This window comes from Rhodanobacter lycopersici, assembly GCF_040812335.1.
In the GTDB taxonomy this organism is placed as follows: domain Bacteria; phylum Pseudomonadota; class Gammaproteobacteria; order Xanthomonadales; family Rhodanobacteraceae; genus Rhodanobacter_A; species Rhodanobacter_A lycopersici.
Genome location: NZ_JBFOHK010000001.1, coordinates 1334186 through 1354828, shown reverse-complemented (window position 1 = coordinate 1354828; position 20643 = coordinate 1334186). Strand labels below are relative to the sequence as shown.

General features: G+C 69.0%; 26 protein-coding genes. 9 read left to right on the top strand and 17 right to left on the bottom strand.

Going from position 1 to position 20643, the window contains the following annotated elements:
- Positions 1-37: 37 nt before the first annotated feature.
- Positions 38-685, bottom strand: a complete 648-nt coding sequence (locus tag ABQJ54_RS06230; protein ID WP_367853383.1) for a glutathione S-transferase family protein — start codon at positions 683-685, stop codon at positions 38-40.
- Positions 686-832: 147 nt separating this feature from the next.
- Here ABQJ54_RS06230 and ABQJ54_RS06225 point away from each other — a divergent pair, with 147 nt between their 5' ends.
- On the top strand, positions 833-1402 hold the full coding sequence (locus ABQJ54_RS06225; protein WP_367853382.1) for a hypothetical protein: 570 nt from the start codon (positions 833-835) through the stop codon (positions 1400-1402).
- Between the two features lie 111 nt (positions 1403-1513).
- The gene (locus ABQJ54_RS06220; protein ID WP_367853381.1) at positions 1514-2521 is read left to right on the top strand and encodes a c-type cytochrome; all 1008 of its coding nucleotides are present in this window, start codon (positions 1514-1516) and stop codon (positions 2519-2521) included.
- Positions 2522-2539: 18 nt separating this feature from the next.
- On the opposite strand, the gene ABQJ54_RS06215 is transcribed toward ABQJ54_RS06220, so the two are convergent.
- The 3 genes from ABQJ54_RS06215 to cdd are packed head-to-tail and all read right to left on the bottom strand — an operon-like array spanning position 2540 to position 4482.
- Positions 2540-3439 (bottom strand): 5'-3' exonuclease, encoded by a 900-nt coding sequence (locus tag ABQJ54_RS06215; RefSeq protein WP_367853380.1) that lies wholly within the window; start codon positions 3437-3439, stop codon positions 2540-2542.
- Positions 3436-4005 carry a nitroreductase family protein gene (locus ABQJ54_RS06210; protein WP_367853379.1) on the bottom strand — a complete coding sequence of 190 codons (570 nt, stop codon included), beginning with the start codon at positions 4003-4005 and terminating at the stop codon, positions 3436-3438. The genes ABQJ54_RS06215 and ABQJ54_RS06210 overlap by 4 nt, the downstream gene beginning before the upstream one ends.
- 51 nt (positions 4006-4056) lie before the next feature.
- Positions 4057-4482 (bottom strand): cytidine deaminase, encoded by a 426-nt coding sequence (gene cdd, locus ABQJ54_RS06205; RefSeq protein ID WP_496430685.1) that lies wholly within the window; start codon positions 4480-4482, stop codon positions 4057-4059.
- A gap of 126 nt (positions 4483-4608) precedes the next feature.
- Here cdd and ABQJ54_RS06200 point away from each other — a divergent pair, with 126 nt between their 5' ends.
- A complete protein-coding gene (locus ABQJ54_RS06200) occupies positions 4609-5709 on the top strand; it encodes an NAD(P) transhydrogenase subunit alpha (protein WP_367853378.1) in 1101 nt (366 codons plus the stop codon).
- A gap of 43 nt (positions 5710-5752) precedes the next feature.
- On the opposite strand, the gene ABQJ54_RS06195 is transcribed toward ABQJ54_RS06200, so the two are convergent.
- The 3 genes from ABQJ54_RS06195 to ABQJ54_RS06185 are packed head-to-tail and all read right to left on the bottom strand — an operon-like array spanning position 5753 to position 7254.
- Positions 5753-6232 carry a DUF3106 domain-containing protein gene (locus ABQJ54_RS06195; protein ID WP_367853377.1) on the bottom strand — a complete coding sequence of 160 codons (480 nt, stop codon included), beginning with the start codon at positions 6230-6232 and terminating at the stop codon, positions 5753-5755.
- 3 nt (positions 6233-6235) lie between these two features.
- Positions 6236-6625 carry a hypothetical protein gene (locus ABQJ54_RS06190; protein WP_367853376.1) on the bottom strand — a complete coding sequence of 130 codons (390 nt, stop codon included), beginning with the start codon at positions 6623-6625 and terminating at the stop codon, positions 6236-6238.
- Between the two features lie 41 nt (positions 6626-6666).
- Positions 6667-7254: an RNA polymerase sigma factor gene (locus tag ABQJ54_RS06185; protein WP_367853375.1), complete on the bottom strand. Its 588-nt coding sequence runs from the start codon at positions 7252-7254 to the stop codon at positions 6667-6669.
- Between the two features lie 153 nt (positions 7255-7407).
- Here ABQJ54_RS06185 and ABQJ54_RS06180 point away from each other — a divergent pair, with 153 nt between their 5' ends.
- Entirely contained in the window at positions 7408-7710 is a 303-nt protein-coding gene (locus ABQJ54_RS06180) for an NAD(P) transhydrogenase subunit alpha part 2 (protein ID WP_367853374.1), read from the top strand.
- Positions 7707-9176 (top strand): NAD(P)(+) transhydrogenase (Re/Si-specific) subunit beta, encoded by a 1470-nt coding sequence (locus tag ABQJ54_RS06175; protein ID WP_367853373.1) that lies wholly within the window; start codon positions 7707-7709, stop codon positions 9174-9176. Before ABQJ54_RS06180 ends, ABQJ54_RS06175 begins: the two co-directional genes overlap by 4 nt.
- Before the next feature lie 134 nt (positions 9177-9310).
- Here ABQJ54_RS06175 and ABQJ54_RS06170 read toward each other — a convergent pair whose 3' ends face one another.
- Positions 9311-9742, bottom strand: a complete 432-nt coding sequence (locus tag ABQJ54_RS06170; RefSeq protein WP_367853372.1) for a hypothetical protein — start codon at positions 9740-9742, stop codon at positions 9311-9313.
- 268 nt (positions 9743-10010) lie between these two features.
- Between ABQJ54_RS06170 and sufT the strand changes: the two genes are divergently transcribed.
- Positions 10011-10568, top strand: a complete 558-nt coding sequence (gene sufT / locus ABQJ54_RS06165; RefSeq protein WP_367853371.1) for a putative Fe-S cluster assembly protein SufT — start codon at positions 10011-10013, stop codon at positions 10566-10568.
- A gap of 113 nt (positions 10569-10681) precedes the next feature.
- On the opposite strand, the gene ABQJ54_RS06160 is transcribed toward sufT, so the two are convergent.
- The 6 genes from ABQJ54_RS06160 to wrbA all read right to left on the bottom strand — a co-directional run bounded on the left by ABQJ54_RS06160 (position 10682) and on the right by wrbA (position 15047).
- Positions 10682-11287 (bottom strand): hypothetical protein, encoded by a 606-nt coding sequence (locus ABQJ54_RS06160; RefSeq protein WP_367853370.1) that lies wholly within the window; start codon positions 11285-11287, stop codon positions 10682-10684.
- A gap of 64 nt (positions 11288-11351) precedes the next feature.
- Positions 11352-11843, bottom strand: coding sequence for an asparaginase domain-containing protein (locus ABQJ54_RS06155; protein ID WP_367853369.1), 492 nt, complete (start codon positions 11841-11843; stop codon positions 11352-11354).
- A 31-nt stretch (positions 11844-11874) separates the two neighbouring features.
- A complete protein-coding gene (locus ABQJ54_RS06150; protein ID WP_367853368.1) occupies positions 11875-13524 on the bottom strand; it encodes an acyl-CoA dehydrogenase family protein in 1650 nt (549 codons plus the stop codon).
- Between the two features lie 76 nt (positions 13525-13600).
- Positions 13601-14068 carry a cupin domain-containing protein gene (locus tag ABQJ54_RS06145; protein WP_367853367.1) on the bottom strand — a complete coding sequence of 156 codons (468 nt, stop codon included), beginning with the start codon at positions 14066-14068 and terminating at the stop codon, positions 13601-13603.
- A 35-nt stretch (positions 14069-14103) separates the two neighbouring features.
- Positions 14104-14451, bottom strand: coding sequence for a DUF2069 domain-containing protein (locus ABQJ54_RS06140; protein ID WP_367853366.1), 348 nt, complete (start codon positions 14449-14451; stop codon positions 14104-14106).
- Positions 14448-15047 carry an NAD(P)H:quinone oxidoreductase gene (wrbA, locus tag ABQJ54_RS06135; RefSeq protein WP_367853365.1) on the bottom strand — a complete coding sequence of 200 codons (600 nt, stop codon included), beginning with the start codon at positions 15045-15047 and terminating at the stop codon, positions 14448-14450. Before wrbA ends, ABQJ54_RS06140 begins: the two co-directional genes overlap by 4 nt.
- A 184-nt stretch (positions 15048-15231) precedes the next feature.
- Here wrbA and ABQJ54_RS06130 point away from each other — a divergent pair, with 184 nt between their 5' ends.
- Genes ABQJ54_RS06130 through ABQJ54_RS06120 form a run of 3 tightly spaced genes read left to right on the top strand, consistent with a single transcriptional unit; the run spans position 15232 to position 17254 of the window.
- The gene (locus ABQJ54_RS06130; RefSeq protein ID WP_367853364.1) at positions 15232-16512 is read left to right on the top strand and encodes a YihY family inner membrane protein; all 1281 of its coding nucleotides are present in this window, start codon (positions 15232-15234) and stop codon (positions 16510-16512) included.
- Positions 16509-16988: a TlpA family protein disulfide reductase gene (locus tag ABQJ54_RS06125; RefSeq protein ID WP_367853363.1), complete on the top strand. Its 480-nt coding sequence runs from the start codon at positions 16509-16511 to the stop codon at positions 16986-16988. Before ABQJ54_RS06130 ends, ABQJ54_RS06125 begins: the two co-directional genes overlap by 4 nt.
- A complete protein-coding gene (locus ABQJ54_RS06120) occupies positions 16988-17254 on the top strand; it encodes an acylphosphatase (protein WP_367853362.1) in 267 nt (88 codons plus the stop codon). Before ABQJ54_RS06125 ends, ABQJ54_RS06120 begins: the two co-directional genes overlap by 1 nt.
- Here ABQJ54_RS06120 and ppk2 read toward each other — a convergent pair.
- The 3 genes from ppk2 to hemA all read right to left on the bottom strand — a co-directional run bounded on the left by ppk2 (position 17251) and on the right by hemA (position 20504).
- The gene (ppk2, locus tag ABQJ54_RS06115) at positions 17251-18015 is read right to left on the bottom strand and encodes a polyphosphate kinase 2 (protein ID WP_367853361.1); all 765 of its coding nucleotides are present in this window, start codon (positions 18013-18015) and stop codon (positions 17251-17253) included. The genes ABQJ54_RS06120 and ppk2 overlap by 4 nt on opposite strands.
- Positions 18016-18062: 47 nt before the next feature.
- Entirely contained in the window at positions 18063-19142 is a 1080-nt protein-coding gene (prfA, locus tag ABQJ54_RS06110; protein ID WP_367853360.1) for a peptide chain release factor 1, read from the bottom strand.
- A gap of 93 nt (positions 19143-19235) precedes the next feature.
- The gene (gene hemA, locus ABQJ54_RS06105) at positions 19236-20504 is read right to left on the bottom strand and encodes a glutamyl-tRNA reductase (protein ID WP_367853359.1); all 1269 of its coding nucleotides are present in this window, start codon (positions 20502-20504) and stop codon (positions 19236-19238) included.
- Positions 20505-20643 lie beyond the last annotated feature (139 nt).

Genomic DNA, 20643 nt, shown 5'->3' with positions numbered 1-20643 from the left:
GCGAAAAGCCATCGCGCACAGGGTGCGCTCCTACGGGTTACGCCTTCGGCACGTATTGCAGATACGGTTCCGCCTCGCGCAACGCGCGGGCGAAGGACGGCCATTCCATCAAGCGCTGCCGGTAGGCGGCGACGTTGGGGAAGTCGTCCACCGGCTCCGCCCACGCGGAATAGAACAGCGGCGGCGCCGCCGCGCAGTCGGCCATGGTGAACGCATCGCCCGTCGCCCAGCTGCGCCCGCCCATTTCCTGCTCGAGCAGGGCATAGGCCGTGCGCAGCTGCGCGCGCGCCTGCGCCACGCCGATCCCGTCGTGGCCGTTTTCGGGGCGCAGGCGGTCGGTGATGATCTTCTGCGTGGGCACGTGCAGGTACAGGTCGAAGAAGCGGTCGCGTCCGCGCACTTCCAGCGCGGCCTGCGGATCGGTGGGAATCAGCGCCGTGCGGCCGGGGTAGTGCAGCGCCAGGTACTCGATGATGACGGTGGACTCCGGCACGGTGCGGCCGCGGGTTTCGTCGCGCAGCACCGGGAAGCGCAGGATCGGCCACAGCTTGCGGAAATCCTCGCGCGAGGCTTCCTCGTCCAGCCGCACCACGCGCGGCTCGAACGGCGTGTCGTTCTCGTACAAGGCGATCAGCACCTTGTGGCAGAACGAGGACAGCGGGTGCATGTAGAGCAGCAGGCTCATGGGGTTTCCTTCGCTGGACGGCCGCGATCGCGGCCTTTCATGGCAGCGACGAACGGGCAGGCGGGTTTTCGACGAGCCGGGCGATTGTCGCCGGAGTCGGCCGGGTGCTAGCGTTTGCCGCACCCCCACTCCCACCAAGGAATGCGCATGGATTCCGCAGCGTCGGAAGATCTTGAAGTGCGTCTGGCCCGGCTCGAGCGTTCGTTGCGGCGCGCCCGCTGGGGCATGGTCGGCCTGCTGTTGCTCGTGGTGGTGCTGTTCCTCGCCTGGTACGGCGTGGGCGGCATCGTGCAGCGCGAGATTCGGGTACATCGCATCTATGCGGTGGATGACGCCGGTGTGGTGCGTGTGCGGATCGGCCAGGACCCTGCCGGCGGCCACCGGATGAGCCCCGTGTCGGGTGTCGTCCTCTACGACAGCACCGGCCTTGAGCGCGGCGGCATGGCGACCATGGCCAACGGCCGTGTGGCGGTGGGCCTGGATGCGCCGGGTACGCCGAAGGGTACGGCGCGCGATCGCGTCGGCCTGATGGTCGACGGCAAGGGCAACACGATGTTCATGCTGCTGGATGCCCGGGGCGCGCCGGTGATGCTGGCGAAGGGCGGCGCCAAGGGCGGTGCCCTGCAGGTTTCCGAAGTGACCCCGGACGGCAAGCACCTGCAGGTGCGCACGCTCGGGGCGAACGGGGATACACGGTCGACGCAGGACGCAGACTGACCGGCGACGGTCGGTATCGGCCCCGCCACCTCGCGGGTGGCGCGCGTGCTATTGTCGCGCGGCTCGCTTCGGGGGAGGCGCGGAACGATGAAGCACCGGATTCGGGAACGCATGACGCAGCTTGCGGTGTGCCTGGGCGTAGCCGCATGGCTGTCGATGCCGGGCGTGGCGGCAGCGGCGCGAAGTGCGCCGCCGGCGAAGCCGGATGCCGGAATCCGCGCCGCTGAAACCTGGGCCTTCCTCGCGGCGCCGCCGCCGGACCCGCACGCGCCGAAGCCGGCCACGCCGCCGGATCCCGACGGCGTGCGGCACGTCCCCGGCAGCGCACGCAGCTACACGAATGCCCAGATCGACCATGGCCTGCTGGGCGTGCCGGATTGGTTCCCGCAGGATCATCCGCCGATGCCCCATGTCGTCGCCTATGGCCGCGAGCCGGCCAAGGCGTGCGGCTATTGCCACTTGCCGGACGGCAGCGGCGTTCCGGTCACCGCGTCGCTGGCGGGCTTGAGCAAGGCGTACATCCTCGAGCAGATCGAGGCGTTCCGCAGCGGGCAGCGCGGCAACGGACCGCCCGCGACCACGCAGGACATGGCGGAGGAGGCGCGCCAGCTCGACGCCGCCGACGTGCAGCTCGCGGCGGCGTATTTCGCCAGCCTGAAGCCGGCGCCGCGGATTCGCGTGGTCGAGACTTCGACCGTTCCGGAAACACACTGGGACTACTACGTGCTGGTGCCGGACAAGAGTGGCGCACGCGAGCCGATGGGCGAGCGCGTCATCGAGGTTCCCGACGATTTCAGCGGTTACGAAATGAGCGACGAGCGCGTCCGCTACGTGGCATACGTGCCGCGCGGCAGCATCGCGCGCGGCGCGGTGCTGGCGGCCAGGGGCGATGGCGCGGTGCAGGCTTGCGAGGCCTGCCATGGCGCGGATTTGCGCGGCGCCGGCAACATCCCGCCGCTGGCCGGGCGCTCGCCCACCTACCTCGTGCGCGAACTGATCCTGTTCCGGATGGGCCGGCGTACCAATCCGGAGGCCGTGCAGATGCGGGCGGAAGCCGCCCACCTGACGCTGCGGGACATGATCGCGCTCGCGGCCTATGCCGGCTCGCGCCGGCCCTGACCGGCGGTTTCGAGGGGCTCAGTCGAGCAGCGCTTTCAGCCGTGTGCGGGTCAGCGGGCCGAAGCGCAACCGCTCGCACAACGAATCGACCGCGGCGGCATCGCCGGCCTCGCGCCGCAGGGCGTCGACGCCGTCCGGCACCGGCGCGTCCAGCGCAATGCGGGTGATCCGCCGGTAGAGCCGGGCCTGCTCGCCGTGCTCGCGCAGTTTCGCGGCGCAGCTGGCGGCGCCGCGCAGGCGCAGGAAGGCCACTTCGTCCACGCGTTCGAGCAGGGCGTCGAGGTTGCCGAAGTGGCTGAGCAGGGCGGCGGCGGTCTTGGCGCCGATGCCGGGCACGCCGGGGATGTTGTCCACGGCGTCGCCGCACAGCGCGAGGTAGTCAGCCACCTGGTGTGGGTGCACGCCGAGTTTCTCGTGCACGCCGGCGGGGCCCCAGCGCAGGTTGCGCGCGTAGTCCCACTGTTCGTCGTGCTCGCCGAGCAACTGGCCGAAGTCCTTGTCGGCGGAGACGATCACGCCGGGCACGCCGTGCGCGCGCAGGCTCCACAGCGCGCTGCCGATCAGGTCGTCGGCTTCGTAGCTGTGGTCGATCATCACCGGGATGCCGAGCGCCGCGGTGACCTCGCGGCACAGCACGAACTGGCGCTCGAGGTCGGGCGGCGGCAACTCGCGGTTGGCCTTGTAGGGCGGGTAGATCGCGTTGCGGAACGAGCTGGTGAGCGAGGCGTCGAAGGCTACCGCCAGCCGTTCCGGCCGCACCTTTTCCAGCAGTTCGCACAGGAAGCGGGTGTAGCCGTGCACGGCGTTGGCCGGGTGGCCGTCGGCGTCGTGGAATTCGTCCGGCATCGAGTGCCAGGCGCGGAACACGTAGAGGCTGCCGTCGACCAGGTGGGCAGCGGCGCGACGGTTCGCGTTCATGGCGCCCACGTGCTCAGCAGTCCGTCCAGCGCGGGGCGCTCGCGGTCGGGCACCTCGACCTGCGGCGTGCCCAGGTGCACGAAGGCGACCACGTGTTCGTTGGCGGCCAGGCCCAGCAGCGTTGCCACGTCGGGGTCGTAGGCGGCCCAGCCGGTGAGCCATTGCGCGCCGTAGCCCAGCGCGTACGCGCCGAGCAGGAGGTTGTAGGCCACGTTGCCGGCGCACAGGCGCTGTTCGATCTCGGGTACCGTGCTGCTGGCGTCGAGCCGCGCGACCACCGCGATCACCAATGGTGCGAAGGTGTAGCGCAGGCGCTCTTTTTCGCGCTTGGCGTCGGAGAGTTCGGGTTGCTTGCGGATCGCGAGTCCGGCCAGTTGCGCGCCGAAGCGCAGCTTGGCCTCGCCCGCGAGGCGGATCAAGCGGAACGGCACCAGCTTGCCGTGGTCGGGCACGCGGATCGCGGCGGCGAGCAGCTCGCGCAGCGTGGCCTCGTCAGGCGCGGGTTCGCCGAGCTGGCGCGAGGGGGCGGAGTGGCGCTGCTGCAGCAGTTCGAGGGGGGCGGCCATGGCGGGATCGCGATGCGGAAAGCCGCATGGTAACCCGCAGGCCGCGTGGCTTCAGTGCCGCGGCAGCGTGAACGCGCCGGGCAGCAGGGCTTCCACGCTGGTCTGCGCGGTGTCTCCGTGCAGGTTGGCGAGCAGCACGGGCATGTCGCCATCGCACAGCTCGCTCAGCACCTGGCGGCAGGCGCCGCAGGGACTGACCGGCGCTGCGGTGTCGGCGATTACCGCGATCGCCGCGAAGTCGCCCGGCCTGCAGCCGGCCGCGATGGCGGCAAACAGCGCGGTGCGCTCGGCGCAGTTGCACAGGCCATAGGCGGCATTCTCCACGTTGCAACCGGCGAAGCGGCGACCGTCGCGGGCCAGCAGGGCGGCGCCCACGGCGAAGCCGGAATACGGAGCATGGGCCTGCTCGCGCGCGGCGCGCGCCAGTGCCAGCAGTTCGTCGTGCGGGGTGGATACGGGCATCGTGTTCTCCGTGATCCCCGCCCGGTGGCGGTGGATCAGGTTAGCGCGCGTCGGCGGTGCATCCAAGCGCACGGCGAGCGGCAGGTGGCGTCAGCAGGGCGAACCGATAAGATGCAGCAATCTTCCACGAGGGGACGCGCGATGCCGATCACTGTGGCTGCCCTGCGAGAGACCGCCGTCGGCGAACGCCGCGTGGCGATCACGCCGGAGATGGCGAAGAAGCTCCATGGCAAGGGCTTGCGTGTGTTGCTGGAACACGGGGCGGGCACGGCGGCGGGCTTTCCCGACGACAGCTATGCGAATGCGGATTTCGCCGATGCCGCGGGCGTGCTGGCGCAGGCCGACCTGCTGGCCTGCGTGCTGGCGCCGGACGACGCGGTATTCGCGGGCCTGCGCGAAGGCGCCGTGGTAGTGGGGCAACTGCGTCCCTATGGCGCGGCATCGCGCATCGAGGCGCTGGCCGCGCGCAAGCTCAGTGCGTTCGCGCTCGAGCTGCTGCCGCGTACCACCCGTGCACAGGCGATGGACGTGCTGAGCTCGCAGGCGGCGGTGGCCGGCTACCGCGCCATGCTGATCGCCGCCGAGGCCTGTCCCAAGTTCTTCCCGATGCTGACCACCGCGGCGGGCACCATCCGTCCGTCCAAAGTGCTGGTGATCGGCGCCGGCGTGGCGGGCCTGCAGGCGATCGCCACCGCGCGCCGGCTGGGCGCGCAGACCGAGGGCTACGACGTGCGCCCCGAAACGCGCGAACAGGTGGAGTCGCTGGGCGCGAAATTCCTCGACCTCGGCGTCAGCGCCGCCGGCAGCGGCGGTTACGCGCGCGAGCTGTCGGCCGGGGAGCGCGCGGCGCAGCAGCAGGCGCTGGCCGAGCACCTGAAGGTTTTCGATGTGGTCGTCTCCACCGCCGCGGTGCCGGGCCGAGCGGCGCCGAAGATCCTCACGGTCGCGATGGTCGCGGGCATGAAGCCGGGCGCGCTGATCGTCGACCTTGCCGCCGAGAGCGGCGGCAACTGCGAGCTGACCCGGCCGGGCGAGCGCGTGGAACACGGCGGCGTCACCATCCTGGGTCCGCTCAACCTGCCGGCCGGCGCGCCGCTGCATGCTTCGGAGATGTATGCGCGCAACGTGGTGAATTTCGCCGAGCTGCTGCTGAAGGACGGCGCACTGCAGCCGGACTTCGACGACGAGCTGGTGGCGAAGAGCTGCCTGGTGCGCGCCGGCGAGGTGTCGTTCAAGGCTTGAGCACGCCGGCGGCGCTCTGTCGCGCGGGCGGCGATGGTGCCGGTCAGCGTCCCTGGGCGTGGTGCAGCCAGCGCAGCCGCTGCGCCGGCGGCATGGCATGCCACTGCTGCATCAACTGGGCGCGACGCTCCGGCGGCAATTGCTGGAAGCGCTTGTAGGCCGCGTGCAATTGCTCGCGCTGCGCGGGCGGCAACTGGCGGAACAGGCGCTGGTTCTCGCGCGCCTGCTGGCGTTCGGCCGGCGTCATATGCTGCCAGCGCTCGATCCGCTCGCGGATCTCGCCGCGCTTGGCAGGCGGCAGGGTCACCCATTGCTGGCTCTTCTCCAGCAAGTGTTGCTGCCGGCGTGGCGGCATGCCGTTCCATTCCTGGCGCAGCGGTGCCAGCACGTCGCGCTGGGCGGGCGTGAGGTTGTTCCACGTGGTCGGCGCCGGTGCGGCCTGCGCATGCAGCGCGGGCGCGACGAGGCCGCCGAGCAGGGCGGCCAGGGTAAGTGACAACAGCGGTCGTGCGGGCAGGATCATGGTTCAGTGGGTGGGGGGCTGGCTGTCGTTGGCGGCCAACCAGCCGTAGAAGTCGAGGTTCTGGTACAGGTTGGGATCGGCCTGCTCGGGGTCGGGCGGCAGCGCATTGTCGGTTTCGCCGCCGCTGGCGGCTGCTGCGGCAGCGGTGGTCGGGGCCTCGGCGGCCGGGTGTGGCGCGGACGGCCATACCAGCAGGGCGGCCAGGGCGATTACCGCACAGGCGCCGGACGGCACCAGCCAGCGCGCAAGGTGGTGCGGCCGGTGCGCGTGTTGCGTGCCGGCCAGCGCCTCGCGGCGCGCGGCGCGCAGGCGCCCCGCGGTGGCGGGGTCGATGCGTCGCGCGGCCTCGTGGTAGAGCTCGCGGGCACGCTGTTCCAGCTGCCTGTCCGGCATGTCCGTCCTGCTCTCGCCAGGCCCGTTTTTGTCAGCCGTGTTCATCGCCAGTCCTCCAGTTGCTCGCGCAGCCGTTGCATGGCGCGCGACAGATGCGTTTTCACACTGCCTTCGGAGCAGCCCATGGCTTGCGCGGTCTCGGCCACGTCCAGGCCTTCCAGCATGCGCAGCATGAAGGCCTCGCGCTGACGCCGCGGCAGTTCGTGCAGCGCAGCGCTCAGGTCGCCCCAGGCCTGTGCGTCCTGCACGCGGTCCTGCGGGCCCGGGCCATGGTCGGCCGGTTCCCAACTGGGCAACTCGTCGCCCTCGTCGTCGCGGCCCCCGCCCAGCCAGCCCACCACGATCGAGCGCACCTTGCGGCGGCGCTGCAGATCGACGATGCGCCGGCGCAGGATGCCCCAGAACAACGGTGCCCATTCGCCGGCCGGCTTGTCGCGGTAATGCTTGACCAGCCGCAGCATGGCGTCCTGCACCGCGTCCATGGCGTCCTCGCGCTGGCGCAGGTTGAGCTCGGCCACGCGGAAGGCACGCCGCTCCACCTGCGCCAGGAAGGCGTCGAGGGTGGCCGGGGTCTCATGCGCGGTCCCGGCCAGCAGTTCGGCATCGAGTGTGCCGGCGAGGCTGTTCATGGCAGCTTCGTCCGCATCGTCGGCAGATGCATGCTTGCGCTCCATCGGTTCGACACCCGTGCTCAACGCCGCAGGCTCGCGCGGGTTGACCGGCGCCCGTATGATGCGGGGATGCCGGTGTCCTGGCAGGCGGCACTCATTGGGGGCGGGGTCATGATCGACGGGTTCCTGGCGCTGTATATCTTCATGCTGGCCGCGTTCACCGGCCACGAGATCATTGCGCGGGTGCCGGTGATCCTGCATACCCCGCTGATGTCCGGTTCCAATTTCGTTCACGGCATCGTGCTGGTGGGGGCCATGATAGCGCTAGGCCACGCCACCACGCCGCTCGAGGCCGGCCTGGGCTTCCTCGCCGTGCTGCTGGGCGCCGGCAATGCCGCCGGCGGCTACGTGGTCACCGAGCGCATGCTGGAGATGTTCAAGCCCAGCGCCGGCAAGCCGGGGGACAAGGCATGAGCTGGCTGCCCACCCTGGTCAAGGCCTGCTATTTCCTTGCCGCGCTGCTGTTCATCCTGGGCCTGAAACGCATGAGTTCGCCGCGCACCGCGCGCGGCGGCATCGTGTGGGCGGGCGTGGGCATGCTGCTGGCGGTGCTGGCCACGTTCGCGCTGCCGGACATGCACCACCGCGGGCTGATCCTCGCCGCGGTGCTGATCGGCGTGATCGCGGCATGGTGGAGCGGGCGCCGCGTGGCGATGACCGCGATGCCGCAGATGGTGGCGCTGTACAACGGCATGGGCGGCGGCGCGGCGGCGGGGATCGGCGCGGTGGAGCTGGTGGCCCATGTGCGCCGCGCGCTGCCGGCGGTCCCGGACACCTCGCCGTTGCAGCCGGAAAGCTGGGCTTCCGATGCCCTGCATCAGCTGCCAGCCGTGGCGCCGCTGTCGACCGTGGCGCTGGTGCTGGGCGTGTTGGGCGCACTGATCGGCGCGGTGAGCTTTTCCGGCTCGCTGATCGCCTTCGCCAAGCTGCAGGGCTGGCTGGACAAGCGCTTCGTGTTCCCCGGCCAGCGCATCGTGAACCTGCTGGTGCTGCTGCTCGCGCTGGGGCATGGCGCGATGCTGGCCAGCGGCGACCTGACGTTGCCGGTGATCGTGGCCTTTTTCGTGTTCGCGCTGCTGTTCGGCCTGCTGATGACGCTGCCGATCGGTGGTGCCGACATGCCGGTGGTGATCTCGCTGTACAACGCCTTCACCGGCCTCGCGGTGGCGTTCGAGGGCTACGTGCTGGGCAATGAGGCGATGATCATCGCCGGCATGGTGGTGGGCGCGGCCGGTACCCTGCTGACCCAGCTGATGGCCAAGGCGATGAACCGCTCGCTGGGCAACGTGCTGTTCGGCAGCTTCGGCGCGGCGGCAGGCGGCGCGGCGCAGGAAATCGCGGGCGCGCAGAAGCCGATCGAGGCCGCCGACGCGGCGGTGATGATGGCCTACGCCGAGCGCGTGGCCATCGTGCCCGGCTACGGCATGGCGGTGGCGCAAGCGCAGCACAAGGTGTGGGAGTTCGCCAAGCTGCTGATCGAGCGCGGCGTGAAGGTGAAGTTCGCCATCCACCCGGTGGCCGGCCGCATGCCGGGCCACATGAACGTGCTGCTGGCCGAGGCAGGCGTGCCCTACGACCTGATCGAGGACATGGACGACATCAATCCCGAGTTCCCCAACACCGACGTGGTCCTGGTGATCGGCGCGAACGACGTGGTCAACCCGATGGCGAAGACCGACCCGTCCTCGCCGATCTACGGCATGCCCATCCTCGACGTGGCCACGGCGAAGCATGTCATCGTGATCAAGCGCGGCAAGGGCACCGGCTTCGCCGGCATCGAGAACGCGCTGTTCTATGCCGACAACACGCGCATGCTGTACGGCGACGGCCAGGCCGCCGCGGGCCAGCTGGTCAGCGAGCTGAAAGCGCTGGACGCCTGATATTGAAGAGTGCGGCCATGGATGGCCGCCCATTTGATCCTGCGATCAGGGATGATCGCAAAGGCTTGAGCAGTGCGGCCATGGATGGCCGCCCGTTTGATTCTCGCGATCAAGGACGATCGCAAAGGTAAAGTTCAGCGCCGCGGCGCGGCCTGGCGCCACGTCAGCCACGCCGCCAGCAGCGCGCCCGCCGCATACCACGCCAAGTCGGCCGGGCGCAGGCCCAGCCGCGCCAACGCCAGCAGCATGCCCATGCCGGCCGTGCGGATGGCGTCGACCAGGCTCATGCCGAAGTTGCCAGCGAGCTGGATCGCGGCCATCAGCACGTTGAAGTAGAGCGCCGCCAGCAGGGTGGCGAAGGCCGCCAGCACGGCCGCGCCGGCGCCAGGGCGCCGGATCCAGTGGCGGATCGCCCACGCCAGCACCATGCCCGCCGCCAGCGCCAGCCAGGGCGCGGGCTGGCGCAGATACATGGCCGCCACCATCCACGTCGCGCCCACGGCGAGGCCCATCATCGCGGCACAGAACAGGGCGAACAGGTACAGCGGCACGTCGCGCGGCTTCATGGCACGGAGCGGAATGAGGAGAGGTGGTGCATGCATCGGTCCGGCAGGCAAAACGCCGATCATAGCCGGTCGTCGTCGGTCGGCGCCCTGCGCGGGCATGCCGCGGCTTGCAAATCGTCGGTCCGGCCTGATCTTGGATGGCTCCGGAGCAGACCAGGGCAGCCTCCGGTTCTTGACCCAGGGCAGGCGGCCGATGGCGCCAGCCGGCATAATAGGCAGTCTGGCGCGCCGCGCGGCGCCCATCATTGACGACGGATTGGCGAGTGGCATGAGCGGTTTCAGTCTGAGCAGCGAACCCTTCACCCTGATGCGCGACTGCGAAGCGGTGATGGTGCCGCAGGGTGAAACGGTGCGCCTGCCTGCCGGCCAGATCGGCTACATCACCCAGGCACTGGGCGGCAGCTTCACCGTATACGTGGAAGGCAACCTGTTCCGCATCGCGGGCAGTGATGCCGATGCGCTGGGCAAGGAGCCGCCGCCGCCGATCGAGGTGCCGGCGGACGCCACCGATGCGGACGTGGAGAAACTGGCCTGGGACCAGCTGCGCACCGTGTTCGACCCGGAGATCCCGGTGAACGTGGTGGAGCTGGGCCTGGTCTACGACCTCAGCCTAGAACAGCGCGAGGACGGCCAGCGCAAGGTCTACGTCAAACTCACCCTCACCGCGCCCGGCTGCGGCATGGGCGACATCCTGGTGGACGACGCCCGCACCAAGCTGGAGATGATCCCCACCATCGCCGAAGCCGACATTGATCTGGTGTTCGACCCGCCGTGGAACCACTCGATGATGTCCGAGCTGGCGAAGCTGGAAACGGGGATGCTTTGACGCTGCTTTTCTCCCTCTCCCCTTTGGGGAGAGGGTTGGGGTGAGGGGCTGGTCTTGCAAAGTGAGGCGTCGAGGCGCGTTTCAAAATTTGCACTCTGACCCCTGTTTTTCCCTCACGTAGCTGTAGCGCTCCAAGATGACATGCTGCCTTGAGCGAACGTGTAATCAGGATTCCCGGCCGCGACCCACAATCGGCGCAGCCCTGTATCGATTTCATCGGCCGCTGTTTCTAGGCGATCAATGCGATGCATCGGAAACATGAGATTGCGCATGTGCGCACGCACAAGGTCATAAGGGTCGATGCCGTCGGGCACATCCAATGTGACGTCGATCTTTGTTAGTTCTGGCGGCAACGGTTTCCCATGAGCAAGATCATCGCGGGCCTGCATCAGCTCCGCGATAAGCGACCAAGGTCTCAGCCCGAAACTCACAGGCACGTTAACCGTCTCGCCAATGGCCTTGAGTTTTGCCTTCACAGAGCATCGCTCCATCGCCCGGCCGCCATCGGGTGGGTTCGTCCACTTCTCTCCAAAAACCTCCGGCCCGAGCGTTTGACAGAACGCCTCAATGGCGAATGCCGTCATCACCAAAGCAGCAGATTCCAAGTGGTAGCGCCCCATCTCGGTCGTACCTGCCAGCTTGCGCAGTGTTTTGGCCGCGTGGTGAATATGGGGAAACGGCAGATAGGGCTGCTCACCTTTAAATCGCACCTTCGTCATCGTCACAGAGCCCCTTCAAATTGGAAACCGGGGTCAGAATGCACTCTGCAAGATCCGCGATGCCTCAGCCCCGCACTTCCTCAAACCGATTCTCCGCCCGGTTCTTGCGCACCTTGGCCGGATCCCACACGCGACCGTTCATCGTGATGTACACGCCATCGGGCAGCGTCTGCACTGCGGCCACCGCGCAGCCGATGTTGAACACCGCATCCGAGCCCTGGAAGCGTGCGGGGTTGAGCGCGCCGGTGAGCACGATCACCTTGCCGGGGATGGTGGCCAGCACCTTGGCGGTCTCCACCATGGTGTCGGTGCCGTGGGTGACCAGCACGTGGCGGTGCGGCTGCGCCTCGATGGTGGAGCGGATCAGCGCGCGATCCTCGTCGGTGACGTGCAGGCTGTCCTTGCGCAGGATCGGGATCACGTCGAACTGGAAGGCCACGCCGAGCTGGCCCAGGATCTCGCCGATCTGCGGCGCGCCGATCTTGTAGTCCGACTTGTCGTCGAAATAGATCTTGTCGATGGTGCCGCCGGTGGTGACGATGGTGAGATGCTGCATGGTCGCTGCGCCGCTGGAGAAAGCCGCCATCTTAGCCGCCCGACAGCAGGGCGGTGTCGCCTGTGTCGATATCCGCCAGCCGCAGCAGGCCGTGGCCGAGGAAACGGCGCAAGGCCGCCGCGGGCCGCGCATCGCCGCGCGCCTGCGACCATGCCGCCTGGCGCGCCAGCAGGGCCGCCGCCGCGCAGCGTGCCAGCGTGATCGCAAGGCCACGCGCGCCGGCTTCCAGCGCGGCGCGCTGCGTCGGCGTCGCATCGAGATGGCTGGCGGCGGCATCCAGCGCGGCGTCGATGGCGAATGCGGCGTGCGGATCGCCGCCCTGTTGCCACGCGGCGACGGCGGTGCGCAGCGCGCCCAGCCCATCACCCGCCAGCGCGCGCAGCGCGTCCAGCGACAGCACGTTGGTGGTGCCTTCCCAGATCGCATACACCTGCGCGTCGCGCAGCAGTTGCGGCAGGCCGGTGTCCTCGATGTAGCCGGCGCCGCCGAAACATTCCAGCGCTTCGGAACAGAGGCGCACCGACAGCTTGCCCGTCCACAGCTTCGCCAGCGGTGTGAGCAGGCGCAGCAGCGCGGTTTCGTGCGGCGCGGCGCTGCCGTGTTCCACGCGGCCCAGCAGTTGCGCCACCTCGAAGGCCAGCGCGAACGCGCCCTCGAATTCCGCCTGCATGTCGGCCAGCGTCTGCGCGTGCAGCGGCAGTTCGATCAACGGGTGGCCGAACGCCTCCCGGCGCATGGCGTAGTCGCGTGCCAGCGCGATCGCCCGCGCCATGCTGGCGATCGCGCACACCGCGTTCCAGGTACGCGTGACGTTGAGCATCGGTGCCACCTGGCGCACGCCGTTCGACAACTCGCCGAGAGGCCACGCGGGCAGGCCGTCGAGATGGATCTCGGCGGTGGGCAGCTCCTGCGTGCCCAGCTTGTCCTTGAGGCGGTCGATGACGAGTTGAGGCTTGCGCTGCGCGCCGTGCGCGTCGTCCATGGTCTCCACGTAGAACAGCGCCAGCGCGCCGGAACCGCCGCCCGCGCCTTCGGGGCGCGCCAGCGCCAGCGCGGCTTCGCCCACCACGGCCGAGCTGAACCACTTGCGGCCATAAAGGCGCCACTGGCCGTCGGCATCCTGCCGCGCCACGGTTTCGGTATGGCCTACGTCCGAGCCGCCGTGCGTCTCGGTCATCCACTGACCGCTGAGCCAGAACGTCGCCGCGTCGCGGCTGAGGAAATGTGGCAGCGCGCGCTCGACCAGCGCTTGGTTGCCGGAGGCTTTGAGCGCCGTGGCCGCACCGTCGGTCATCGCCAGCGGGCAGGTATAGAACTCGCTGGCCACGTGGTAGAGGTAGACGCGGGCGAACTCCTCCAGCCGCGCGTGCTCGTGGTTTTCGTGGCCGCTGGCGAGCACCGCGTGGCGGGTGGTGATGTGCGGGCCTTCCTGCCATGCCGTGGTCAGCTCGATGCGATCGACACGGCGACCCCAGGCGTCCCATTGTGTGAGCACCGGTTTGCGCCGCGTGGTGACGGCGGCGCGTTGCCAGGCCATCAGGGCGTAATCGCCCAGCGCATCGAGATCCGTTTCCAGCGCAGTACGGTGCGTGGAGGGCAGGGCGCGTTCGAGCAGTGCGTGCAGCAGGCGGTCGTTGCGCCATGGGTGCGGCAGTTGCGGGGCGGCTTGCAGGAATCCCATGGGCAATTCCAGGTCCAAGCGTGGGCTGCCGGCAGTATAGGCATGTGGCGGAGGCGTGCCGTGAAAGCTTCCGGTCTCAATCCGGCACGATCGCGTCGAAGTCCACCAGGTCGGCCTGCTCGCCGCGCACGTACAGGCGCTTGCGGCGATGCGGGTAGTCGCAGATGTCCTGCGCCAGGCGCTGGCCGGCCACCAGCAGCACCAGCGGGACGTCGCCGGTGTTGGTGATCACGTGGGCCGGACCGTTGCGCGCGAAGCCGAGGAAGTCGCCGGGGCCGATGGCGTGGGCCTGCTCGTCGATCAGCGCGCGCCCGTGCCCGGCCAGCACGTAGGCGCACTCTTCCTCGTAGTGGTGGTAGTGGTATTCGCTGGAATCGCGCCCGGGCATCAGCTCGATGCGATGGAAGCCCAGCTGGGTGAGGCCGGTGGCATCGCCCAGCGACTTGCGCAGGCGCAGCGCATTCGGATTCAGCGGATGGGGACTGGCCACCGCTTCCATCGCCTCGATGTCGGCGGCTTTCAGCAGCTCGCGTGGCTGGGGCATGCGGATCTCCCGATCGATGGATGGAGAGGACGATATCAGCGGCGCGGGTGCCGCACGCCTGCGCCGAGTGCGCCGATCAGCAGCAAGGTCAGTGCGATCTCGGCTACGGCCAGAGTGCGTTCGACCGGTGCGCTCCAGGCTTCGGCCACGCCATGGCAGAAATAGAACAGGGCGAGGATGCCGACCCAGAGCAGGGCACGGCGCGGCTGGCGCAGCGCGGCGAGCGGCAGCAGCAGCGGGATCACCGCGACCGCCAGTACCAGCGCCACGGGCACGCTCCGCGGCGGCAGCAGCCAGCCGTGCCAGAGCACCTGCAGCACAGCGAGCGCGGCCCAGGCGGCGAGGCCGACTTTTTGTTCGACCGGCAAGGCAGCGGCGTTCATGCGCTCGTGGTCAGCTTGCGGGTGGTTTCGGCGAGGCGGCGACCCAGCGCGCGGGCCAGCTCGCGCTCGTGCTCGCTGATCGCGTTCTCGCCCTTGGGGCCGGCGACGTGGCTGGCGCCGTAGGGCGAGCCGCCGCTTTGGGTGGCGGTGAGCGCAGGCTCGATGAACGGAATGCCCAGCAGCAGCATGCCGTGATGCAGCAGCGGCAGGGCCATCGTCAGCAGGGTGGATTCCTGGCCGCCATGCATGGTGCTGGTGGAGGTGAACACCGCGGCGGGCTTGCCCACCAGCGTGCCGCTGGCCCATTCGGCACCGGTGCTGTCGAGGAAGTGCTTGAGCGGCGCGGCCATGTTGCCGAAACGGGTGGGGCTGCCGAGCGCGAGGCCGCTGCAGTCAGCGAGGTCCTGCTTCGTCACATAGGGGGCACCGTCGTCCGGCACGGGCGGCTGCGCGGTTTCGGTGACCGGCGCCACCGGCGGCACCTGGCGCAGGCGCGCGCGCATGCCGGGAACTTCCTCGATGCCGCGGGCGATCAATCGCGCCAGCTGCGCGGTGTGGCCGTTGCGGCTGTAATAGAGGACGAGGATGTCATTCATGCGTATGGGCGCGATGTGGGCGATGCGCTAGTGTAAGAGCTATATCTCCACCCGTTCGCCCTGAGCGTAGCGAAACGGAGTCGAAGGGTGATGCTTCGCATGGGTGTTTCGACTTTGCGGAACTCCGTTCCGCTACGCTCAACACGAACGGCTTTCGATTATTCACGAGGCAGGCGAGCTGTCCATGAAACTGCGCATCGACCGCGACCGCACGCAGAGTTTCGGCCGCTTCCTGTGGCAGCGCTTCGTCGACGACAAGTGCTTCGAGACCGCTGGCGCGCTGTCCTACACCACCCTGGTGTCGCTGGTGCCGTTGATGGTGGCGGCGCTGGCGATGTTCGCGGCGTTCCCGGTATTCGCGCAGTCGCGCGACCTGCTGCTCGACTTCGTGTTCCGCAACTTCGTGCCGGCGGCGGGCCACCACATCCAGGACGCGTTGCAGGGCTTCGCCGGCAATGCGAGCCAGCTCACCGGCCTCAGCATCCTGCTGATGCTGTTCAGCGCGATCTCGATGATGGTCAGCATCGAGGATCGGCTGAACCGCATCTGGCGCGTGCAGCGCTCGCGCAGTTGGCCCGCGCGCCTGCTGCTGTACTGGGCGGCGCTGACGCTGGGGCCGGTGCTGGTGGGCGGCGGCATCGCGATCAGTTCCTACTTCAGCGCGCAGCCCTTGCTGCAAGGGGCGTCTGCGCCTGCGCCAACGGGGGAGGGCATGCACGTGCTGCGCGTGGTGCCGTTCCTGGCCACCTTCGTGACCTTGTGGCTGATGTACACGCTGGTGCCGAACCGCCGCGTGTCGCGGCGCGACGCGACCGTCGGCGCGCTGGTCGCGGCGATCCTGTTCGAGTTCGCGCGCTGGGGCTTCCGGCTGTTCGTGCACGGGGCGCACACCTACCAGCAGATTTACGGCAAGGCGCTGGCGGCGATCCCGATCTTCCTGGTGTGGATCTACCTGTCGTGGATCATCGTGATCCTCGGCGCCTCGATCGCCGCCTCGATCTCGGCGTACGAGTACCGGTCGCCCGACGAGGCGTTGCCGGAAGACGCGGAGTTCCTTGGCCTGATGATGGTGCTCAAGCATTTCGTGGATGCGCAGCGGAGCGGCGAGAACGTGGATCCTGCATCGATCTGCGCCAGCGAACCGCGCCTGCGCAACGCGCTGGTGGCGGTGTATTTCGACGATCTCGTGCGTGCCGGCCTGATTCAGCGCAGCGATTCAGGCGGCTGGCTGCTCAGCCGCAGCCTGGATAGCGCCGACCTGCTGCGGGTGTACCGGCACAGCAGTTATCGCCTGCCCTTGCGGCCGGGGCAGGAGGCGGCCGCGCTGAACCTGGAACTGCCGCGGGAGTTGCTGGCAATGCTCGAAGAAACTGCCGGGGCCTTGCGCTCGAACCTGGGTATGCCGCTCGACCGTGCCTTTCCGATGGCTGCCGCAACCGCCGATCAACAGGAGGATTCCGCATGAACAGGTTTGTATGGCTCGCCGCGCTGGTGTTGCCGTTGGCCTTGCTGGGCACGGCACGGGCCACGATGCCCGTGCATCCGTCCATCCACGTCACCACGCTGGACGGCAAGCCCTACGACCTCGCCGCGCAGCATGGGCACTGGGTGATCGTGAATTTCTGGGCCACCTGGTGCGTGCCGTGCATCGCGGAGATGCCGGAACTCTCGCATTACGTGGCCACGCACCCGGACGTGCGCGCGATTGGCCTGGCCTACGACGACAGCAAGCCGGCCGACATCAAGGCCTTCCTGGCGAAACACCCGGTGGTGTACCCGGTCGCCCAGGTCACGATGGACAAGCCGCTCAAGGACTTCGACGAGCCGCTCGGCCTGCCCACCACCTGGCTGATCGCGCCGAACGGCACGGTGGCGATGCACTTCATCGGCCCGATCAGTGCCGCCGAACTCGACGCGGCGATCGGCAAAGGCAAGCGCTGATGCCGGCTGCACGCTTCCTCGTCGGCGGCCGGGTGCAGGGTGTGTTCTATCGCGCCAGCACCCGTGAGCAGGCGCTCGCGCTGGGCCTGCTCGGTCACGCGAGGAACCTGCCGGACGGCCGCGTCGAGGTCGTGGCCGAGGGCAGTGCCGCCGCACTCGACGCGCTCGAACGCTGGTTGTGGCAGGGGCCGCCGGCGGCGCAGGTGGATGCGGTGGAGCGGACGGAGCTGCCGGAGCAGGCGCCGGGCGGATTCCGCATCGGCTAGTACGTGTCCGGCACCCGGCAAGCCTGCCTGGTGACGTGCTCCTTGCCGGGCTTGCCCTTCAGCCTGGGCAGCTTCACCCGGGGGGCGCTCTCGTCGGGCATGGGCACCTGCAGCAGCAGGTGCCGGATCAGGTTGATCCGGCCGCGTTTCTGGTCGTTGAAGTCGGCCACGAACCATGGTGTGCGGTCGCTGTGCGTGCGTTCGATCATCACGTCGCGCAGCCGCCCCATCTCGGCGTATTTGTGCCGCGCCTGCAGGTCCACCGGCGACAGCTTCCAGCGTTTCAGCGGATCGCTGGCGCGTTCGGCGAAACGCTGCTCCTGCTCGGCCTGGTCCACCGCCAGCCAGTACTTCAGCAGGATGATGCCGTCGTCGACCAGCAGCTTCTCGAAAGCCGGCACCGCCTGCAGGAAGGCTTCGTACTGGTTCTGGTCGCAGAAACCCATCGCCGGCTCGACCACGGCGCGGTTGTACCAGCTGCGGTCGAACAGCACGAGCTCGCCGGCGTTGGGCAGGTGGGCAACGTAGCGCTGGAAGTACCACTGCGTGGCCTCGGCGTCGCTGGGCCTGGGCAGCGCCACGATGCGGCAGCCGCGGGTATCCAGCCTTTCGCTGATCGCCTTGATGGTGCCGCCCTTGCCGGCGGTGTCGCGGCCTTCGAAGATCACCAGCAGCCGCTTGCCGCTGCTGCGCAGCCCGCGCTGCAGCCGGGTCAGTTCGACCTGGAGCTCCTCCAGCGTTTCACGGTAGCGTTTGCCCATGTCGATCCGCCGGTTGCCGTGGCCGGACAGACTATACCCGTCGCGTGTCAGGCGTGGCCCAGCGCCTGCAGCTGGTCGGCCTGGTGCTCGCGGGTGAGCGTGTCGACCAGTTCGTCCAGGTCGCCCTGCATGATTTCCGGCAGGCGGTACAGGGTGAGGTTGATGCGGTGGTCGGTGATGCGGCCTTGCGGGAAGTTGTAGGTGCGGATGCGCTGGCTGCGGTCGCCCGAACCCACCTGCAGGCGCCGCTCCTGCGCCTGCGCCGCGGTCTGCTTGGACTGCGCCTCGTCCAGCAGCCGCGCCTGCAGCAGGCTCATCGCGCGGGCGCGGTTCTTGTGCTGGCTGCGTTCGTCCTGGCATTCCACCACGGTACCCGTCGGCAGGTGGGTGATGCGGATGGCCGAGTCGGTCTTGTTGACGTGCTGGCCGCCTGCTCCTGAAGCGCGAAACGTGTCGATCTTGAGGTCGGCCGGGTTGATTGCGATGGCTTCGATCTCGTCCAGCTCCGGCAGGATCGCCACGGTGGCCGCCGAGGTGTGGATGCGCCCTTGCGACTCGGTTTCCGGCACGCGCTGCACGCGGTGCGTGCCGGATTCGAACTTCAGCCGCGAGTACGCGCCCTTGCCCTCGACGCGCGCCACGATCTCCTTGTAGCCGCCGTGCTCGCCGTGGCTTTCGCTGAGGATCTCCACCTGCCAGCGCCTGCGCTCGGCGTAGCGCGCGTACATGCGGAACAGGTCGCCGGCGAAGATCGCCGCCTCGTCGCCGCCGGTGCCGGCGCGCACTTCGAGGTAGAGGTTGGCCTCGTCGCGCGGGTCTTTCGGCAGCAGCAGGATCTGCAGTTCGCCATCGAGTGCGGCGAGGCGCGTTTCCAGCCGGGCGATGTCGTCGGCAGCCATCTCGGCGAGTTCGGGATCGTCCAGCATCGCGCGCGCATCGGCCAGCTCGCGCGTGGCGGACTCGTGCTCGCGCAGCGCGGCGGCGACGGGCTCCAGCTGGGCGTACTCGCGCGACAGTTCGCGGAAGCGCGTGCCGTCGGCCAGCACGTCGGGCTGGGCCAGCAGCAGGCCGATTTCCTCGTGGCGTTCGGCGAGGGTTTCGAGTTTGCGGCGGATGGAGGGCGTCATGGCGTCGTCGGTTGCGTGCGTAGGAGCGCACCCTGTGCGCGATGGCCCTTGGCTTCGATCGAAGCGCAAGGCCATCGCGCACAGGGTGCGCTCCTACAGGTCAGGGTCTTGCGGATCGAGGTCGTACAGCCGGCCGGCAGCGTGCAGCAGGTCCAGGTCACCGGACAGTGCGGCCTCGCGCAGGCGCGCACTGGGGTGGTGCAGCAGCTTGTTGGTGAGCGTGTGGGCGAGGAAGCCCAGTGCCTCGTCGGGCGTCTTGCCTCGCGCGATCATGGCGCGGGCCTTTTCCAGCACCTCGTCGCGGTACGTCTCGGCGTGCTGGCGCAGGTCCAGCGCGGGATTGCGCAGGGTGAGCGCGCGGCGCCAGGCCATGTAGCGGTCCACCTGCAGGTCGATGATGGCGTCGGCCTCGCGCGCGGCGGCGGCGCGCGAGCGGCGGTTGTCGTCGATCACCTGCTGCAGATCGTCGATGCCGTAGAGGTAGACATCGGGGAGTTCGGCCACCGCGGGCTCGATGTCGCGCGGCACCGCGATGTCGACCATGAACATCGGCTTGCGCCGGCGTGCGGCCAGCGCCTGCTCGACCATCGCGCGGGTGACGATGGGCTGGCGCGAAGCGGTGGAGGCGATCACCACGTCGACTTCGGCGAGGTGTTGCGGCAGGTCGGCCAGCGCGATCGCGTAGCCGCCGTAGCGGCCGGCGAGATCCTGTGCGGTCTCCAGTGTGCGGTTCGCCACGATCAGCCGGCGCGCCTGCTTGTCGGCGAGGTGGCGCGCGGCCAGCTCGATGGTGTCGCCGGCGCCGATCAGCAGCACGCAGGCCTCGCGCAGGTCGGCGAATACCTGCTCGGCGAGGCGCACTGCGGTGAATGCCACCGACACGGTGTGCGCGCCGATGCGGGTTTCCGTACGCACCCGCTTGGCCACCGCGAAGGTGTGCTGCAGCAGGCGGTCCAGCGGCGCCTTCAACGTGTGCGCCTCGCGCGCGAACTGGTAGGCATCCTTCACCTGGCCGAGGATCTGCGGCTCGCCCAGCACCATCGAGTCCAGCCCGGTGGCGACGCGGAACAGGTGGCGCGCCGCGTCCTGTTCGTCGTGGCGGTACAGGAACTCGTCCAGCTTGCCGGGAGTCAGACGGTGATGGCGGTTCAGCCACGCCTGCGGCAACTGCTCGGCGCCGGCGGCCACGCCCACGTACAGTTCGGTGCGGTTGCAGGTGGACAGGATCATCGCCTCCTCCACGCCGGGTTCGCGTTGCAGCTCGTGCAGGGCGGCGGCGGTGGCTTCGGGGTCGAACGCTACCTGTTCGCGCAGGGTGACCGGCGCGGTGAGGTGGTTGAGCCCGAGGGCGATCAGCGGCATGAGGTTGCGAAAGTCCCGGCGTGGATCTGGCGGCGTAGGCTAAGCTTGTCGTCGAGGCGCCGTGGAGACGGGCACGGTCGTGGTGTGTTGGGCAGACGGACGGACAGATGGTGGTCAGTGTGCGAAGCAGGCGTTGCGG

What these genes read in the sequence shown, in the direction of transcription:
- ABQJ54_RS06155 (WP_367853369.1), bottom strand. Translation starts at nt 11,843, where the DNA reads ATGCAGCATCTCACCATCGTCACCACCGGCGGCACCATCGACAAGATC.
- ABQJ54_RS06150 (WP_367853368.1), bottom strand. Translation starts at nt 13,524, where the DNA reads ATGGGATTCCTGCAAGCCGCCCCGCAACTGCCGCACCCATGGCGCAAC.
- ABQJ54_RS06140 (WP_367853366.1), bottom strand. Translation starts at nt 14,451, where the DNA reads ATGAACGCCGCTGCCTTGCCGGTCGAACAAAAAGTCGGCCTCGCCGCC.
- ABQJ54_RS06170 (WP_367853372.1), bottom strand. Translation starts at nt 9,742, where the DNA reads ATGAAGCCGCGCGACGTGCCGCTGTACCTGTTCGCCCTGTTCTGTGCC.
- sufT (WP_367853371.1), top strand. Translation starts at nt 10,011, where the DNA reads ATGAGCGGTTTCAGTCTGAGCAGCGAACCCTTCACCCTGATGCGCGAC.
- ABQJ54_RS06125 (WP_367853363.1), top strand. Translation starts at nt 16,509, where the DNA reads ATGAACAGGTTTGTATGGCTCGCCGCGCTGGTGTTGCCGTTGGCCTTG.
- ABQJ54_RS06160 (WP_367853370.1), bottom strand. Translation starts at nt 11,287, where the DNA reads ATGACGAAGGTGCGATTTAAAGGTGAGCAGCCCTATCTGCCGTTTCCC.
- ABQJ54_RS06190 (WP_367853376.1), bottom strand. Translation starts at nt 6,625, where the DNA reads ATGCCGGACAGGCAGCTGGAACAGCGTGCCCGCGAGCTCTACCACGAG.
- ABQJ54_RS06200 (WP_367853378.1), top strand. Translation starts at nt 4,609, where the DNA reads ATGCCGATCACTGTGGCTGCCCTGCGAGAGACCGCCGTCGGCGAACGC.
- ABQJ54_RS06145 (WP_367853367.1), bottom strand. Translation starts at nt 14,068, where the DNA reads ATGCCCCAGCCACGCGAGCTGCTGAAAGCCGCCGACATCGAGGCGATG.
- ABQJ54_RS06185 (WP_367853375.1), bottom strand. Translation starts at nt 7,254, where the DNA reads ATGAACAGCCTCGCCGGCACACTCGATGCCGAACTGCTGGCCGGGACC.
- hemA (WP_367853359.1), bottom strand. Translation starts at nt 20,504, where the DNA reads ATGCCGCTGATCGCCCTCGGGCTCAACCACCTCACCGCGCCGGTCACC.
- ABQJ54_RS06120 (WP_367853362.1), top strand. Translation starts at nt 16,988, where the DNA reads ATGCCGGCTGCACGCTTCCTCGTCGGCGGCCGGGTGCAGGGTGTGTTC.
- ABQJ54_RS06180 (WP_367853374.1), top strand. Translation starts at nt 7,408, where the DNA reads ATGATCGACGGGTTCCTGGCGCTGTATATCTTCATGCTGGCCGCGTTC.
- ABQJ54_RS06215 (WP_367853380.1), bottom strand. Translation starts at nt 3,439, where the DNA reads ATGAACGCGAACCGTCGCGCCGCTGCCCACCTGGTCGACGGCAGCCTC.
- ABQJ54_RS06130 (WP_367853364.1), top strand. Translation starts at nt 15,232, where the DNA reads ATGAAACTGCGCATCGACCGCGACCGCACGCAGAGTTTCGGCCGCTTC.
- ABQJ54_RS06220 (WP_367853381.1), top strand. Translation starts at nt 1,514, where the DNA reads ATGACGCAGCTTGCGGTGTGCCTGGGCGTAGCCGCATGGCTGTCGATG.
- prfA (WP_367853360.1), bottom strand. Translation starts at nt 19,142, where the DNA reads ATGACGCCCTCCATCCGCCGCAAACTCGAAACCCTCGCCGAACGCCAC.
- wrbA (WP_367853365.1), bottom strand. Translation starts at nt 15,047, where the DNA reads ATGAATGACATCCTCGTCCTCTATTACAGCCGCAACGGCCACACCGCG.
- ABQJ54_RS06175 (WP_367853373.1), top strand. Translation starts at nt 7,707, where the DNA reads ATGAGCTGGCTGCCCACCCTGGTCAAGGCCTGCTATTTCCTTGCCGCG.
- ppk2 (WP_367853361.1), bottom strand. Translation starts at nt 18,015, where the DNA reads ATGGGCAAACGCTACCGTGAAACGCTGGAGGAGCTCCAGGTCGAACTG.
- ABQJ54_RS06210 (WP_367853379.1), bottom strand. Translation starts at nt 4,005, where the DNA reads ATGGCCGCCCCCCTCGAACTGCTGCAGCAGCGCCACTCCGCCCCCTCG.
- ABQJ54_RS06195 (WP_367853377.1), bottom strand. Translation starts at nt 6,232, where the DNA reads ATGATCCTGCCCGCACGACCGCTGTTGTCACTTACCCTGGCCGCCCTG.
- ABQJ54_RS06225 (WP_367853382.1), top strand. Translation starts at nt 833, where the DNA reads ATGGATTCCGCAGCGTCGGAAGATCTTGAAGTGCGTCTGGCCCGGCTC.
- ABQJ54_RS06230 (WP_367853383.1), bottom strand. Translation starts at nt 685, where the DNA reads ATGAGCCTGCTGCTCTACATGCACCCGCTGTCCTCGTTCTGCCACAAG.